The 13535-nt window shown below is 66.9% G+C and carries 17 protein-coding genes; 8 read left to right on the top strand and 9 right to left on the bottom strand.

All coding sequences use genetic code 11. The annotated features are described in order from the left end of the window. Positions 1-91 precede the first annotated feature (91 nt). The 4 genes from CFB50_RS26855 to CFB50_RS26870 form a co-directional block, all read right to left on the bottom strand. Positions 92-595 carry a periplasmic heavy metal sensor gene (locus CFB50_RS26855; protein ID WP_089447791.1) on the bottom strand — a complete coding sequence of 168 codons (504 nt, stop codon included), beginning with the start codon at positions 593-595 and terminating at the stop codon, positions 92-94. After that, the gene (locus CFB50_RS26860) at positions 592-1011 is read right to left on the bottom strand and encodes a hypothetical protein (RefSeq protein WP_069251724.1); all 420 of its coding nucleotides are present in this window, start codon (positions 1009-1011) and stop codon (positions 592-594) included. Before CFB50_RS26860 ends, CFB50_RS26855 begins: the two co-directional genes overlap by 4 nt. Continuing rightward, a complete protein-coding gene (locus CFB50_RS26865) occupies positions 1008-1772 on the bottom strand; it encodes an RNA polymerase sigma factor (protein ID WP_089447792.1) in 765 nt (254 codons plus the stop codon). Before CFB50_RS26865 ends, CFB50_RS26860 begins: the two co-directional genes overlap by 4 nt. 241 nt (positions 1773-2013) lie before the next feature. Further along, on the bottom strand, positions 2014-2313 hold the full coding sequence (locus CFB50_RS26870; RefSeq protein ID WP_089447793.1) for a YXWGXW repeat-containing protein: 300 nt from the start codon (positions 2311-2313) through the stop codon (positions 2014-2016). 323 nt (positions 2314-2636) lie between these two features. Here CFB50_RS26870 and CFB50_RS26875 point away from each other — a divergent pair, with 323 nt between their 5' ends. Beyond that, the gene (locus tag CFB50_RS26875) at positions 2637-4322 is read left to right on the top strand and encodes a purple acid phosphatase family protein (protein ID WP_089447794.1); all 1686 of its coding nucleotides are present in this window, start codon (positions 2637-2639) and stop codon (positions 4320-4322) included. Between the two features lie 66 nt (positions 4323-4388). On the opposite strand, the gene CFB50_RS26880 is transcribed toward CFB50_RS26875, so the two are convergent. Continuing rightward, a complete protein-coding gene (locus CFB50_RS26880) occupies positions 4389-5000 on the bottom strand; it encodes a C39 family peptidase (protein ID WP_089447795.1) in 612 nt (203 codons plus the stop codon). A gap of 36 nt (positions 5001-5036) precedes the next feature. Then, a complete protein-coding gene (locus CFB50_RS26885; protein ID WP_256979289.1) occupies positions 5037-5264 on the bottom strand; it encodes an energy transducer TonB in 228 nt (75 codons plus the stop codon). A 276-nt stretch (positions 5265-5540) separates the two neighbouring features. Here CFB50_RS26885 and CFB50_RS26890 point away from each other — a divergent pair, with 276 nt between their 5' ends. Both CFB50_RS26890 and yddG read left to right on the top strand, forming a co-directional pair. Next, a complete protein-coding gene (locus CFB50_RS26890; RefSeq protein ID WP_089447797.1) occupies positions 5541-5828 on the top strand; it encodes a hypothetical protein in 288 nt (95 codons plus the stop codon). 214 nt (positions 5829-6042) lie between these two features. Continuing rightward, positions 6043-6987, top strand: a complete 945-nt coding sequence (gene yddG / locus CFB50_RS26895) for an aromatic amino acid DMT transporter YddG (RefSeq protein ID WP_089447798.1) — start codon at positions 6043-6045, stop codon at positions 6985-6987. 72 nt (positions 6988-7059) lie between these two features. Here yddG and CFB50_RS26900 read toward each other — a convergent pair whose 3' ends face one another. Next, positions 7060-7689, bottom strand: a complete 630-nt coding sequence (locus CFB50_RS26900) for a LysE family translocator (protein ID WP_089448428.1) — start codon at positions 7687-7689, stop codon at positions 7060-7062. Between the two features lie 123 nt (positions 7690-7812). Continuing rightward, complete coding sequence (locus CFB50_RS26905) at positions 7813-8709, bottom strand: LysR family transcriptional regulator (RefSeq protein ID WP_089448429.1); 897 nt, start codon at positions 8707-8709, stop codon at positions 7813-7815. A 320-nt stretch (positions 8710-9029) separates the two neighbouring features. Here CFB50_RS26905 and CFB50_RS26915 point away from each other — a divergent pair, with 320 nt between their 5' ends. Then, complete coding sequence (locus CFB50_RS26915) at positions 9030-9890, top strand: sulfite exporter TauE/SafE family protein (protein WP_089447800.1); 861 nt, start codon at positions 9030-9032, stop codon at positions 9888-9890. Between the two features lie 98 nt (positions 9891-9988). Then, positions 9989-10126, top strand: coding sequence for a hypothetical protein (locus tag CFB50_RS39650; RefSeq protein ID WP_166893899.1), 138 nt, complete (start codon positions 9989-9991; stop codon positions 10124-10126). A 121-nt stretch (positions 10127-10247) separates the two neighbouring features. Here the strand turns inward: CFB50_RS39650 and CFB50_RS26920 are convergent, their stop codons facing one another. Further along, a complete protein-coding gene (locus CFB50_RS26920; protein WP_089447801.1) occupies positions 10248-11198 on the bottom strand; it encodes a LysR substrate-binding domain-containing protein in 951 nt (316 codons plus the stop codon). A gap of 76 nt (positions 11199-11274) precedes the next feature. Here CFB50_RS26920 and CFB50_RS26925 point away from each other — a divergent pair, with 76 nt between their 5' ends. From CFB50_RS26925 to CFB50_RS26935, 3 genes are all read left to right on the top strand, one after another. Continuing rightward, the gene (locus CFB50_RS26925) at positions 11275-12633 is read left to right on the top strand and encodes a D-serine ammonia-lyase (protein ID WP_373452973.1); all 1359 of its coding nucleotides are present in this window, start codon (positions 11275-11277) and stop codon (positions 12631-12633) included. A 53-nt stretch (positions 12634-12686) separates the two neighbouring features. Continuing rightward, positions 12687-12941, top strand: a complete 255-nt coding sequence (locus CFB50_RS26930) for a hypothetical protein (RefSeq protein WP_089447803.1) — start codon at positions 12687-12689, stop codon at positions 12939-12941. 288 nt (positions 12942-13229) lie between these two features. Further along, a complete protein-coding gene (locus tag CFB50_RS26935) occupies positions 13230-13529 on the top strand; it encodes a DUF4148 domain-containing protein (RefSeq protein WP_089447804.1) in 300 nt (99 codons plus the stop codon). Positions 13530-13535 lie beyond the last annotated feature (6 nt).

A 13535-nucleotide genomic window follows, 5' to 3' on the forward strand; every position in this document is an offset into this window, starting at 1 on the left:
CAGCCTGCAGGCATTGCCGACCCACCTTCCGCGTACGCGTTGCGCACCACTGAAAAGGCACGCCGCCGCAGGTTGCCCGCGCGGCGTTGGCTTACTTGCTCGCCGCGTCCCCTTGCTTCTTCTGCCACTTCGGCGGCAGCCGCCAGTTCCCGCTACGCCGCAACCCGTCGACGAACTTCGCGCGCTCGTCCGGCGTGAGCGTCGCCGCGAAATCGACGACGCTGCGCTCGACCTGCGCACGCAGCGCGGTATCGGCCGCACGCGTGCGGTCGAGCGCCGCGTCGATCGCCGTGCGATCGAGTTGCGGCGCGGCGAGCAGGTCCAGCACGGTGATCCGATCGTCGCGCCCCTCCCGCGCGAAATCGCGGCCGTCCTTGCGCGCCGCCTTCAGCGCTGCAACGAATTCCTGCTGGCGCGCGTCCGGCAATTCGTCCGCGGCGAAACGCAATGCGGTGTGCGACGCAGGTGCTCCCGCCGCCCGCAGGTCGCGATGCGTCGAAAACCACTGATACGCCCCGCCGCCGATCGCGCCGAGCATGAATACGTTCAGCACGACCGAACCGACGAGGACGAATTTCCAGCCACGCTCACTCATTCATCACTCCAGTCCACGCTCGGCCCACCGAACGTCGTAGTCAGATAGCCCGGCTCATGCGCAGGCGGCACGCTGCCGAGCATCAGCATCGACACGGCCACCGCACCCGCGAGCGCGCCGGCCAGGCCCACGCCCGCGAATGCCGCGCCCGACCACCACACGGTGCCCCGCCGCCGCCGCGCGCGCCGCGCCGCGGGTGCCGTCGCGACGATGCGCTCGACGAGCGCCGGCGCGGGCGGTGCGACCGTATCGTTGGCGAGCCACGCATCGAGTTCGGCGGCCTCGTCCAGCGCGGCCAATGCGTCGCCCGGATGCGCGCGCGCCCATGCCTCGGCGGCCGCGCGCTCGCCGTCCGGCCAGCGCCGCGCATCCGAGCCGTACGCGGCGACGATGGTACGAAATCGTTCGGGTGTCATCGGATGTCCTCGCTAGGTGAGTCGCCCGCCAGTTGCGCGCGCAAGTTTCGCCGCGCACGTGCAAGCAGGCTTTCCAGCGCGTCGACGGTAATGCCCATCAGGTTGGCCGCCTCCACGTTCGACATTTCCTGATAGTACTGGAGCACGAGCGCTTCGCGCTGCCGCGCCGGCAGCGCCGCGAGCGCCTGCCGCACGCGCGCGTCGCGCGAGCGGGCCTCCGCGCGCGTGGCCGGCTCCGGTTGCGGATCGGCCACGTCGGGCAACACGTCGACCGGTTCCTCGCGGCGGCCGCGCAAGCGGTCGTAGCACAGATTCAGCACGACGCGATGCAGCCACGTGTCGAACCGTGCCTCGCCTTCGCGCCAGCCCGGTGCCTGTTTCCAGATCCGCAAGAACGTCTCCTGTGCGACGTCCTCGGCTTCCGTGCGGTCGCCGAGCATGCGCGTCGCGAGTGCGAGCAGTCGCGGCAGCTTGCGCGCGACGAGCATGCGCACGGCCGACGCGTCGCGCGCGCCGACCCGTGCGACCAGGGCTGCGTCCGGATCGCCGTCGCTCAACGCGGGGCGCTCCAGCGCATCGCGCGTCTGTGCCGCGGCGCGATCGTCGATGCGCCCGCCGGCAGACTGAAGCTCATCGTCGTGCTCTCCTTGCATGCGCCGCGCCATTACCCGGCCCCGCCGCACTGGCGGTTCGTGATCGCCGCGCGCATCGCGCACGGCCTCGGCAAGGTCCGTTTCATCGGCATCCGTTTCAGGCTGCATGGCGACCGGGTCGATCGGGTGCCGGCCGCCCGTTTGCGCGAGCGGCGGCCGGCGTGCTCAATATACGACGACCGGCGCGGGCCGGTAATAGACCGGACGCGCCGGCACCACGACACAGCCGGCCAGCACGACAGCTGCGGCCGCGAGTATCACCACGGTTCGAAAAGGCATGGCTGCGCCTCATGACGTTGCGGGAAAGCGCCACCGCGCCAGCACCGCGTGCCGTGCGGCGGCATGCGCATCAGGCCCAGTGACCCGGCACCCAGCGCCACGCCGGACCACGCGCGGCCCAGTGGCCCGGCACCCAGTGATAGCCGACGCGCACCACTTGCCAGTGGCCCGGAATCCACACGTAGCGGCCCTGCCGCCAGTGCCAGTGGCCCTGGTCCCACACATAGCCCGCGCGCGGCGCCGGCACCACTTCGACGCGAGGCGCCGGCGGCGCGTAAGGCGCGACGATGACGGCCTGCGCGAAGACAGCCGACGCCGCCAGCGCGGCCACGCATGCCGCGGCGAACCGCAATGGAATGGAAAGCTTCATGTAAGACTCCGAAGTAGCGGGTATCGACCGGAAGCGGCCGTTCATGCGTTAAACGGCGCGGGCGAACGGAATCCGTCGCGGTGTCTGCAAATAAATTTCGGTCGAACCGGATGCGCGCCTGCGCGGGCCGGATGCCGTGATACGCACACTCGGACATGTGCCGACACGCGCGTGGGGTTGCCCTGCTGTCACAACCCGGCAAAACTGCCCTTCGACAATGTCTCGCACCGGGATCCCGCTCGTTTCCGGCTCACGCACTGGCCATGCTCGCGCACGGCCAGGCGGTTCCACATCTCGCGTCTCCACCCACGAAAACACCGACCATGTCGAACCAGGACAACTCCCCGATCCAGCCGAACGAGCCGGCCGCGTCCGTCTCGCGTCGCGGCTTCCTGAAATTCGCCGGCGTATCCGGCCTCGCCACCGCCGCCGGTGGCCTCGCGGCAGCCAGGGCCGCCGCGTCGAACCCGGACGGCACGCCCGAACAGGTCCACCTGACGTGGGGCAACGACCCGACGTCGGAAGTCGTGATCTCGTGGGCCTCGCTCGCGTCGGCCGTCAATCCGCGCGCGCGCATCGTCGCCGACGGCGAGCCGGCGCGCACCGTGCACGGCGTCCAGCGCGTGTACACCGACGGCCTGAACGGCGAAACGGTATTCGCGTACCACGCACGCGTGCACGGGCTGAAGCCGAACACGCGCTACCGCTACGAGATCACGGCCGACAACGACAGCAACGCCGCGCAGCCGTTTTCCGCGAATTTCTCGACCGCGCCGCGCGGCCGCGCACCGTTCCGCTTCACGAGCTACGGCGATCTCGCGACGCCGAACGGCGCATGGGTGCTGTCGTCGCCGCAGAGCCGCTTCGCAGTGCAGGCCGTCGAGCAGTTCCAGCCGCTGTTCCACCTGCTGAACGGCGACCTCTGCTACGCGAATCTGAACCCCGCGCATCAGCCCGAGGTGTGGCGCGATTTCGGCAACAACAACCAGACGTCGGCCGCCAATCGTCCGTGGATGCCGTGCCCGGGCAATCACGAGATCGAGTTCAACAACGGCCCGCAGGGGCTTGACTCATATCTCGCGCGCTATACGCTGCCGGAGAACGGCACGCGCTTCCAGGGCCGCTGGTACAGCTTCCGCGTGAGCTCGGTGCTGTTCGTCTCGCTCGATGCGGACGATGTCGTGTACCAGGACGCCGCCGCGTTCGTCGGCGGCCCCGCGCCGCTCGTGCCGGCCGCGAGCACGGGCCACCCGCCGATCGAGCCCGGCACGTCGTTCTACGTGCGCGGCTACAGCAACGGCGAGCAGACGCGCTGGCTCGAACACACGCTGCGTCATGCCGCGCATGACGACGACATCGACTGGATCGTCGTGCAGATGCACCAGGACGCGCTCAGCTCGTCGAAGACGGGCAACGGTTCCGACAAGGGCATTCGCGAAGCATGGCTGCCGCTGTTCGACCGTTACGGCGTCGACCTCGTGCTGTGCGGCCACGATCACGACTACGAGCGCAGCTACCCGGTGCGCGGCTGCAATCACCGCGCGGGTGTCGATGCGACGACCGGCGAAGTCGTCGAGACGCTGCAGCCGCGTCCGGTCGGCTCGAACGACCCGGACCGCACGAAGTTCGACACGAGCCACGGCACGATCCACCTGATCCTCGGCGGCGGCGGTACCAGTGCGCCGCTCGACGTGTACGGCGAGAACCCGGCGACTGGCTTTGCGCGGGCGAAGGTGTTCACGAAGCCGAACCGGCCGGTGCCGGGCACGGCGCCGAATACGTTCGTGCGCGCGCCGGCCGATGCGCTCGAGGATGCGATCTGGTCCGCGCGCCGCGATACGGGCACGGGTTACGGGATCGCGGTGTTCGACCACGACCCGGGCAAGCCGGGCGGCCACACGACGATCACGATGCGCTACTACCACGCGCCGGGCGCCGACCAGCACCCGACCACCGACTACGTGCTGTTCGAGACGATCGAACTGAGCAAGAAGCGCAACGAGCGGTGATCGGGCGGGCGCCCGTTGCGGCGGGCGCCTGATGCTTCGCCTGCACGGTTCGTTGCCTACGCAACGTTATGGGGCGATCAGGATGCCGCGGTTCGCGAAATAGCGGTCGAACGTCGCGCGCGGCATCGCCACGTTCTGCTGCGTGCGCGCGTCGAACCCGGACGGGTTGTGGAACAGCCAGTCGCCGGTGTCGCGGTTCGCGCCGAACACGAGCACCATATGCCCGCCGCGCGACGGCGGTTCGAACCCGTCGTGCCGGATGCCGGGATGAACCGATGCCATCAGCATGTGGCCATCCCGCAGCTTCGGCTCGAGCGCGGCCGAATCGATCCCTTCCACGACATCGCCATCGATCCCGTACCGCTCGCGCACCCAGTGCACGAAGGGCCGGTAATGCAGGCGCTTGCCGGTGTCGCCGAGCTCGGGCCGATAGACGCCGAACCCGACGGCTTCGCGTATCAGTTCGAGCAACGGCACGATCGTGTTCGAGCGGTACGCGAGCAGCATCTTCAGGCACGCGATGCCGCAGATGTTCGGGCTCCATTGCGCATATTCTTCCGGCGTGCTCGCGCCGGAGCGATGCCACAACGGGTCGTCCTCCGAGCGCAGCTCGCGAGACACGAACCGCGAAACCAGATGCGACGATTCCCATTGCGCGAAATACGGCACTTCTTTCATGGCTTCCCTCTCTGATAGCTCGATACGGGCGGCTCGCTACATCAGCGAGAACGTGACCTTCTCCTTCATGCAAATCGGGCGTGCGCCTTCGTCGGCGGTACAGTGAATGCGCGTGAACGCCGCAGTCACCATGGCGTCGAGTTCCGCGTGCCCGCTGCCCTCCAGCAGCGTCACGTCCGACACCGTCCCGTCCGGCAACACGACGCCTCCGACCGTCACCTCTCCGCTTCGCACGGCCCGGCGAGCACTCGCCTGATACGGCACGTCGCGGGAAGCAATCCGAGGGCAGCGCGCGACCTCGCTTGTCTAGACGTATGGCGCTTCGGCACGCGCGACGCCAGAAAGCGCGGCGAAGTCGGCGACTGAAATGACGAGCATTGAGCGATTCAACATGGATCTTCTGGTTCGTCTCATGGGATTCGACGCATGCGACGACGGCTGCATGACTATAACGCGACGGCGTGTAAGCGCCTGTCACACGCCCATGGCGGGGCGTTGCCCCATGGCACGCGTTAGACTGCCCGCCTCGCCAACCGGCCCATGAAAATGAGTTTCGAATACCGCATCCAAACGATCCCATCGGCCGACGCATTCGATGCAATCGGGAATGCGTTGCGGCAAGCGCATGACGACATTGACATCGATCCCGTCCGGCAACAACTTGAAGTCCGTGACGCCTCTGGCAACTGGCCGCTAATCGGCCTGTCGACTGAAGAAGACGGCTTCTTCCTCGTCACGACGCTCGGGCCGACGCGGGACGCGATGCTCGACTCGATCGGCCGCGCGTTGTCGGCAATCGGCACGGCCTGGCACATCGACGACGCGTGACCGGTTGCCGCGTGACGTCCAGGCTCCCGAATCGGCCTCAAGCGCCGGGCTGATCACCGCCGACGCCGCTGCTCGATCTCCGTCACCCCGTTAAACTACGCGCTTCCGTCCGCAATGGCCGTCCCGCATGCCGAATGCGCGCGTGGCTCATGCAGGTGGAACCGACTCATCCGAATTCGAATTTGAATGTTGAAACAGGCAGGAAGCAGGAAGCATGAAGCGCAAGAATAAGGCCACGCTCGCCGGGCTCGGCGCGGTGTTGTTGTGGGCCTCCGTGGTCGCCCTGGTTCGTGGCGTGAGCGAAAGCCTCGGCGCGACCGGCGGCGCCGCGATGATCTATACGGTGGCATCCGTGCTTCTGCTGCTTACGATCGGCTTCCCCGATCTCAGCAAATTCCCGAAAAAGTATCTGCTCTGGGGCGGGCTGCTGTTCGTCGCGTACGAGCTGTGCCTGTCGCTGTCGATCGGCTATGCCAGCAACGGCCAGCAGGCGATCGAAGTCGCGATGGTCAACTATCTGTGGCCGAGCTTCACGCTGGTCGCCGCGATCGTGTTCAACAAGCAGCGCGCCAACCTGCTGGTCGTGCCCGGCGTCCTGCTGTCGATGCTCGGGATCTGCCGGGTGCTCGGCGGCGACCAGGGGCTCGACCCGGCCGGCATGCTGCACAACGTCGCGGACAATCCGCTGAGCTACGGCCTCGCGTTCTTCGGCGCGCTGATCTGGGCCGGCTATTGCACGGTGACGGCACGCCTCGCCAACGGCAAGAACGGCGTCACGCCGTTCTTCATGCTGGTGGCGCTGGCGCTCTGGATCAAGTTCGCGATCGAAGGCGGCGGCGGCATGACGTTCAGCCTGCATGCGGTCATCTACATCGTGCTGGCGGCGTCGGCGCTGGGCTTCGGCTATGCGGCCTGGAACACCGGCATCATGCACGGCAACGTGACCGTCATCGTCGGCGCGTCGTACTTCACGCCAGTGCTCGCCGCCCTGCTCGCCGCGACGCTGCTGCACGCGCCGCTGTCGATCGAATTCTGGCAAGGCGCATCGATGGTTTGCGGCGGGTCGATTCTGTGCTGGCTCGCGACGCGCAGCCGGCGCCGTGAAAAAGCCGCGCCCGTCCGGGTCGGCAACGAAGCGCAGGGCAACTGCCAGGGCTGACGATGCCGGGCGCTTTCGTCGCAATGCCGCTTGAAAGCCCCCGGCGGTCCTGCGGAACGTCAACCACTCGCGCTAGCGCGACTCGAATGCGATACGCACGGCCAGCCCGGCCAGCACCGTGCCCATCAACCAGCGCTGGGCCGACGCCCAGACCGGCCGCCCCGCCAGAAAGCCCGCGATGCCGCCTGCCATGCAGGCAATCAGCGCATTCACGCTGACACTCACAGCGATCTGCACGCAGCCGAGCGCCAGCGATTGCGCGAGCACGCTGCCGTGCCCCGGCGAAATGAACTGCGGCAGAAGCGACAGATACATCACCGCGATCTTCGGATTCGCGAGGTTCGTGACGAAGCCCATCGTGAACAGCCTGGCACGGCTGTCGTGCGGCAACTGCCTGACCTGGAACGCCGAGCGACCGCCCGGTTTCAGCGCCTGCCACGCCAGGAACGCCAGATAAAGCGCACCGGCGAAACGCAGCGCGTCGTACGCATACGGCACGGCCATCACCAGCGCGGTGATGCCCAGCGCCGCGCACACCATGTAGAACACGAACCCCAGCGCGACGCCGCCGAGCGACACCAGCCCGGCACGGCGGCCCTGGCAGATCGAGCGTGACACCAGGTAGATCATGTTCGGCCCGGGTGTCAGCACCATACCGAGCGACACGAGTCCGAAAGTAAGCAAGGTGGGCACCGTCGGCACGGCAATCTCCTTCGGGACGAAGCGGTCAGGGGCGGGTTCGAACAATGTATTGCATCTCGACTGTCATCGACTTGAATAAACTTCAAGTCGCCCATGAGCGCTGTTCATCGCCGAAGCCGTTCGTTACCTGGTCTTTCTCGCGCGCGTGTTGACCGCCTTCGCCGCCTTCGCGCGTTGCGCGTCGACGAGCCGCACGAACTCCTCTGCGACCGCGTTGCCGGCCGTATTCCACGACAACCGCACCGAGCGATGCAGCCTGGGCGACAGCGCCAGTACGTGGCCGCCGAACGGCGTGTACGTGAGCGTGATGCGCGGCACGATCGACACACCCATCCCGGCCTCGGCCATCGACAGAATGGTCCGCATCTCGACCACGTTGAACGCGGCCCGCAGCGGCACCCCGCTGCGCGCGAAGTAATCCGCGATCACCGGCCCGCACCCTGCCTTCGAGAAGATGAACGGCGCAGCGGACAACAGCTTTGCCGACACGCTCTTGCGGCCGGCGAACATGCCGTCGGCCGCCACCGCGACAAAGTCCTCGTCGAGCAGCGGCAGATTGTGTGCGAACGTCTTCGTGCCGGCCACCACGCCGACATCGGCCGTACCGTCGTCGATCCACCCTTCGACTTCGCTGTCCGTGCCTTCGAGCAGCACCGCCGACACGCCCTGGTGCATTTCCTTCAACGCCTCGAGCGCAGGCACGACGAACGCCAGCGACACGCTCGGCAACGACGCGACCACCAGCTTCCCTTCGAGCTTGCCGCGCGACAGGCTGAACTGCTGGCGCAACAGCTGTGCTTCCCGCACCACGTTCTGGACGTACGGCCACAGTCGTTCGCCCGCCGCCGTCAAAACGACCGGCTGCCGATCGCGCCACAGCAGCTTGACCTCCGTCAGGTCTTCCAGCTCGGTCAATGCATGACTGATCGCGGATTGACTGCGGCTCAACCGATCAGCCGCAGCCGTGAGCGAGCCGAGTTCGACCACGGCCGCCAGGGCCTGCAACTGGGCGAGCGTCATCGACGCCTCCTTGTTCAACGATATGAATCGAGTACATGAGATGACAAACCATCATGAATTATATTGAACCGCGGAAATGATCACATCGATGCGACCCATGACGCGTCACGGCCAGCGCCGAATGTCCTTCGCAACGCTCGGGTAAGATGCATCCTCGACCCGCAGATCGATTGCCTGCGGCCCCGGCCGCACAACGGCGCGGCGCCAGGCGATCGACTCCGGTTCAAGCCGATCCAGAACAAATGCGTGCAAGACACACGCGACCGCCACGTGCGCCATCGACAGCGCTCGCTGCCGGATATGCCGCGACATGCCACTCCATGATGCATTTCAATCTGACTGAAGGTGTACTGGTCTCCAGCCTGCAGGGGCTCAGCGCGTTCGATCTGGCCGGTATCGCCGTTGCGCTGCTGCTGGGCGGCATGGCCAAGGGGATCACCGGCATCGGCGTGCCGCTGATCGCGATGCCGATACTCAGCCAGTTCCTGCCGATCCGGCATGCGGTGCTGCTGCTGTCGATGCCGATCATCCTCGGCAACATCCCGCAGGCGCTGGAAGGCGGCCAGTTGCTGGCAACGGCACGCAAGATCGCCGCGCCGATCGCGGGCACCGTGATCGGCAATATCGTCGGCGTGGCGATCCTGCTGTCGCTCAATCCGGGCCACGCGCAGGCCGCGTCCGGCGCGCTGCTGATCGTGGCCGCGGCGCTGATGCTCGCCGCGCCGAAACTCAACCTGCCCGACGCATGGCAGAAGCCCGTCGGCTTCGCACTCGGCTTCGGTGCGGCGCTGATGGAAAGCATCGCGTCGGTTCCCGGCCCGCTGCTCGCCACCTACCTGATTTCGTCCGGTGCAACCGGACGCGTCTTCACGAAGCAGATCGCGATCATCCTCGTGGTGTCGATCGTCACGCTGATCACGACGTTCAGCGGCGCCGCGCACGCGAGCGGCGCCGACCTCGCGATCTCGGCGGTAGCCAGCCTGCCCGCGATTGCCGGCATGTGGCTCGTTCGCCCGCTGCGGGACAAGATGTCGCCCCGCCTCTTCAGGAGGGTCGTGCTGCTGTTCGTGCTCGTCGCGGCATCGCAGATGATCTGGAAATCGGGCGTGTTCCGGCACGGTGGATCGCACGTTACCCAGATGAACCACGCGCACACCGGCAAGAACCAGGAGATGGCGTAAAGCCATCGATCGCGCATGCGTTCTGAAAGCTGCGAAGCGTAGTATTCGCGGACCCGGCGTATCGCCCCGCCCGACGGGCCGAACGATACGTCACCGACTTGGCTGCTCGCTCGCTGATGCCCGCATCGGCGCTGCCACGCTTTCAGAGGCATCACATGGAAACCTACGTATTGCTCGGCTGCGGATTGGGCCTCGGCCTGTTGATCGCCGTCTGGGGCATCTGGCAGCTCAAGTAACGCTTGCCGGCCCCGTCCACGCGCAAGCCATCCGTATGGAGACGAACGGGAAACTGTAGTTTGCATCCGCATTCGTCACCCGACTCCTTCGCACTCCGATTCAGCTACCCGACAGCGTCAGCTACCCGCATTTGCTTCCGTTCGAAAGCAAACGTGAACGCGCTGCATCGAAGCGCGCGCACTCGGCCTTGAGCCAGTCCGAAAACGCCTCGGTACGCGGATCGTCGGGATGGCGTGACAACAGCACGTAGCGCGCCGGCGCACGCACGTGCCTGCCGAAGACATCCACGAGCCGCCCGCTCGCAATCTCGTCATGCACGAGCGCGGCGCGCCCCATCGCGACACCCTGATGGTTCAACGCGGCCGTGATTGCCAGGCTGGAGAAATTGAACTGCGGGCCGTCAAGATCGGCCGCCCACGCCGGACGGACTTCCTCCAGCCACGTGCGCCACTCCACGAACTCGGGCGCGCCGCCCCACGGCGCGGCGTCGTGCAGCAGGACGACGCCGTCCAGCGACTCTCCGCTGGCAAAGGCCGGATGCTGCGCCAGATACGCCGGCGTGGCGACCGGAAACAGGATTTCGTCGAGGATGGCCTCGGCATGCAGCCGATCGTATTGCACCGGGTCGTAGCGCACCGCCACATCGATGTCGTCGGTCTCCATGGCCTGCCGATCCAGCACCTGAAACTCGGCCTTCACGCGAACCGGCACGTTCGGCTGTTGCCGGTGAAATTCGGACAGGCGCGGCATCAGCCACTGCAGCGCGAGCGACGGCAGGCAGCTGACCTGTAGCGGGGCATCCGACATGCCAAGCGCCTGAAGCGTGCGATTGATGTCGACGAACGCGCTCGACATCGTCTCGAGCAGGATTTCGCCCTTCTCGGTCAGCTTCAGTCCGCGCGCCTGGCGCACGAACAGCGGATAGCCGAGCCGGTCCTCCAGATTCCGGATCTGCTGGCTCACGGCGCTTTGCGTCAGGTTGAACGCCTGTGCCGTCTTCGTGAAGCTCAGCAACCGGCCGGCCGTTTCAAAGCAGAGCAACGCACCCAGGATCGAACCGTCGAGTCGCATAGATATCAGTCAGGCTAATGGATTCATTAGAAATCGGCGCTTTCGCGCAGGCGTCCCGGATCGTAGCATTCCGGCCATGCCTAACGTTTATCCAGCACAAGATCGACCCATGACCATCGCGCTCCAGCCCGCCGACCTATTAGCCAGACTGCAATTCCGCCACCCGCTGCTGTGGCTGAATCCCCATGCCGGCAGTCCGTTGCCGCACGACGCGCCGGGGCTCAGCGCCATTGCGATGGCCGAAGCGCGGCTGGCGCGCGGCGAACCGCTGATGGCCGAGCTGTTTCCCGAACTCGCGGCGAGCGCGGGAAAAATCGAATCGCCGCTGATGCCGGCGGACAACCTGCAGCGCATGTTGTCGCTCCCGGCAGACGCACACGGCGCCTGGTTCATCAAGCGCGACGACGCGTTGCCGATCGCCGGTTCGATCAAGGCGCGCGGCGGCTTTCATGAAGTGCTCGCACTCGCGGAGTCGATCGCGATCGAACACGGGTTGCTCAACCCCGCGGGCGACCGGCGGAACCTCGCATCGGCCGCCGCACGCGACCTGTTTGCCGCGCACACCGTCATCGTCGGCAGCACCGGCAATCTCGGCCTGAGCATCGGCGTGATGGCCGCCGCGCTCGGGTTCGAATCGGTCGTGCACATGTCGACCGACGCGAAGCCGTGGAAGAAGGCGCGCCTGAGAAAGCGCGGCGTTCGCGTGATCGAACATGATGGCGACTATGCGCAAGCCGTCGCGGCCGGACGCTCGCAGGCACGCGATCAGCCACGCAGCCACTTCGTCGACGACGAAGGCTCGCTGATGCTGTTCCTCGGCTACGCGGCCAGCGCCCGGCATCTCGCCGCGCAGCTCGCCAACGCGGGCCGCCGCGTGGACGCGACGCATCCGCTCTTCGTCCATATCCCGTGCGGGGTCGGCGGCGCACCGGGCGGCATCGCGTATGGCCTCAAGGCGCTGTTCGGCGAGCACGTGCATTGCTTCTTTGCCGAACCCGTCGCGTCGCCGTGCATGCTGGTCCAGCTGGCCGCCGGCTCGGGGAAGCCCGTGTCCGTCTACGACGTGGGGCTCGACAACCGGACCGAGGCCGACGGCCTGGCCGTCGCACAGGCATCGCACCTCGTCAGTCCGCTGATGGCGTCGCTGCTGTCGGGCGTGTTCACCGTCAGCGACGCGCAGCTCTACGCCCAGTTGCTCGCGGTGCAGCGCGCGACGGGCGTGGAACTCGAACCGTCGGCCGCCGCTGCCGTCGGCGGCCCCGGCTGGCTGACGGCGTCCCCGGCCGGCCGCGACTACGTGCATCGCCACGCGATCGACCTGCGCCGGTCGACGCACGTGATCTGGGCGACGGGCGGCTCGCTCGTGCCGCCGGAAGAGCACCGACGCTTCCAGTCGCATGCGAAAGCACTCGCCGGTGCCGCAGCCAACCCGTGACGCGTCGGGGCAAGCGTTCAGCCCCGTTCCCGAAGACGCGTTAGACTGTTCCGATGGAACAATGCCGTTATTGCCAGAGAATCCGCGATGAATGGGATTGCCACGGTGACGAATGCCGCCGGGCAATCGCCAAGGCGCTGCGCCGGCAGCGCGCGGGCCTGCCCATGGTGCCCGATCGCATCCGCAACGAACTGCCGTCCGGCGCGCCGACCCAGCAGGTGATCGCCGTGCTGTCGCGCCAGCGCCTGCGCGCGCGCCGCGGCAACGAGGAACGCCGGGAACGCAAGGAAATCGACGACGACGCCTGATCCGGCAGCGTCGCAGTTCGCCCCCTCTCCGTCCGCGCCTTCGCCGTCGCGCGCCCGTGCGTGCGTGCCCGTGCGTGCCATCCGCGCCGCGCGCGTCCGCCTCCTCTCCGTTGCAAATCCGGCAACGTCGATTAGGGACGGAAGGCATTTGTCTCGAAATTATTGTCCCCGCTGCAACGATCTTTCGCCAAAACTCACGTTTACCCTAGGTCGACCGGCGCCTACGATGTAATCAACCGCTTACGACATGGTGTCGAACGCGGAAAGCCAAAAACATCGGAGGTCATCATGAAATCGCTCGTTTCCGCAGTCGTTGCCGCTGTCGCCCTGTCCGCCTCGTTCGGCGCCTTCGCCCAAAGCACCGTGACCCGCGCCCAGGTGCGCAACGAACTGGTCCAGCTCGAAAGCGCCGGCTACAAGCCGAGCCAGTCGAGCCCGTACTACCCGGCCGACATCCAGGCCGCGCAAGCCCGCGTGCACGCCGCAGACAACAGCGGCTACGGTGCGCAACCGGCCGCGACCGTCCAGGGTGGCGCACCGGCCGCCAAGGTGCAAAACCCGCGCGACTCGGTCTACTTCGGCCACTAAGCAAGC

The organism is Burkholderia sp. AU33423, assembly GCF_002223135.1.
GTDB lineage: Bacteria > Pseudomonadota > Gammaproteobacteria > Burkholderiales > Burkholderiaceae > Burkholderia > Burkholderia lata_D.

Bases quoted from the DNA above. Each gene is read 5' to 3' on its own strand.
- CFB50_RS26855 (WP_089447791.1), bottom strand. From the start codon at position 595: ATGAGTGAGCGTGGCTGGAAATTCGTCCTCGTCGGTTCGGTCGTGCTG.
- CFB50_RS26860 (WP_069251724.1), bottom strand. From the start codon at position 1,011: ATGACACCCGAACGATTTCGTACCATCGTCGCCGCGTACGGCTCGGAT.
- CFB50_RS26865 (WP_089447792.1), bottom strand. From the start codon at position 1,772: ATGCAGCCTGAAACGGATGCCGATGAAACGGACCTTGCCGAGGCCGTG.
- CFB50_RS26870 (WP_089447793.1), bottom strand. From the start codon at position 2,313: ATGAAGCTTTCCATTCCATTGCGGTTCGCCGCGGCATGCGTGGCCGCG.
- CFB50_RS26875 (WP_089447794.1), top strand. From the start codon at position 2,637: ATGTCGAACCAGGACAACTCCCCGATCCAGCCGAACGAGCCGGCCGCG.
- CFB50_RS26880 (WP_089447795.1), bottom strand. From the start codon at position 5,000: ATGAAAGAAGTGCCGTATTTCGCGCAATGGGAATCGTCGCATCTGGTT.
- CFB50_RS26890 (WP_089447797.1), top strand. From the start codon at position 5,541: ATGAAAATGAGTTTCGAATACCGCATCCAAACGATCCCATCGGCCGAC.
- yddG (WP_089447798.1), top strand. From the start codon at position 6,043: ATGAAGCGCAAGAATAAGGCCACGCTCGCCGGGCTCGGCGCGGTGTTG.
- CFB50_RS26905 (WP_089448429.1), bottom strand. From the start codon at position 8,709: ATGACGCTCGCCCAGTTGCAGGCCCTGGCGGCCGTGGTCGAACTCGGC.
- CFB50_RS26915 (WP_089447800.1), top strand. From the start codon at position 9,030: ATGATGCATTTCAATCTGACTGAAGGTGTACTGGTCTCCAGCCTGCAG.
- CFB50_RS26920 (WP_089447801.1), bottom strand. From the start codon at position 11,198: ATGCGACTCGACGGTTCGATCCTGGGTGCGTTGCTCTGCTTTGAAACG.
- CFB50_RS26925 (WP_373452973.1), top strand. From the start codon at position 11,275: ATGCCTAACGTTTATCCAGCACAAGATCGACCCATGACCATCGCGCTC.
- CFB50_RS26930 (WP_089447803.1), top strand. From the start codon at position 12,687: ATGGAACAATGCCGTTATTGCCAGAGAATCCGCGATGAATGGGATTGC.
- CFB50_RS26935 (WP_089447804.1), top strand. From the start codon at position 13,230: ATGAAATCGCTCGTTTCCGCAGTCGTTGCCGCTGTCGCCCTGTCCGCC.